At 69.1% G+C, this 946-nt stretch carries 1 protein-coding gene and 1 pseudogene; both read right to left on the reverse strand.

The window, feature by feature from the left end; all coding sequences use genetic code 11:
• Nucleotides 1-582, reverse strand: a 582-nt coding sequence (locus BN903_RS08910) for a Glu/Leu/Phe/Val dehydrogenase (RefSeq protein ID WP_048077401.1), incomplete at its 3' end; no start/stop codon positions are given.
• Nucleotides 583-654: 72 nt separating this feature from the next.
• A pseudogene (locus BN903_RS08915) lies at nt 655-946 on the reverse strand (CoA ester lyase); the annotation flags it as partial.

Here is a 946-nt window from a genome sequence, read left to right on the forward strand (position 1 = left end):
CACCGAGCGCCCGGTCGCCTCGACGCGTCCCTCGCTGCCGCCGGAGTCGATCGCCTTCCCGGTGATGACCCCGGGTGCGGTGGTGTTCTCTAAGGTCTCGTAGGTGTCTTTGATCCAGTTCATCTCCCGTTGCCCGGTGTTGACGTCCGGCGCGGGGATGTCGCGGTCCTCGCCGATCAGCGGGCGCAGCTCAGTCGCGAACGCGCGGGTGATCCGCTCCAACTCGTCGGCGGAGTAGTCGGCCGGATCGATCGCGATCCCGCCTTTGCCGCCGCCGTACGGAACGTCGACGACCGCGCATTTGTACGCCATCCAGCCGGACAGCGCCTTCACCTCGTCGTGGGTGACGCCCGGATGGTAGCGGATTCCGCCCTTGTACGGGCCGCGGTCGCCGTTGAACTGCGAGCGGTAGGCGCGGACGGTCTCCAAGGAGCCGTCGTCGCGCTCGAACGTCAGGTTCGTCTCCAACACCCGCTCAGGGGTCTTCAGGCGCTCGATAACGCCCGGATCGGTCTCGACGACCGCCGCCGCGTCGTCCACCTGCTCTCGCAGACTCTCGAACGGATTCGCCTCCGAAGACATACTCTCACGTGCTGGTGGCTGGAGGTTAACTGTGGCGGAGGGTCGCGGAGTATCTCGGAGCGCGTACCGCCGTCAGCGGTCGGTCTCGGGGGCTCGGTCGAGGATGCCCTCCGCCTGCGCGATGAGCGGCGCGTCGACCATCTCGCCGTCGACCTCGAAGACGGCCCGCCCCGCCGACTCCGCCTCGTCGCGGGCGTCGAGGACGGCCCTCGCCCACTCGATGTCCTCCGGGTCCGGGGTGAACGCCTCCGTGATCGGCCCCACCTGCGCCGGGTGGATCGCGAGCTTCCCGTCGTAGCCGAGCCGCCGTGCGAACGCCGCGTCCTCGCGGAGTCCGGCGTCGTCCGAGAAGTCCGTGTACACG

This window comes from Halorubrum sp. AJ67 (assembly GCF_000513435.1).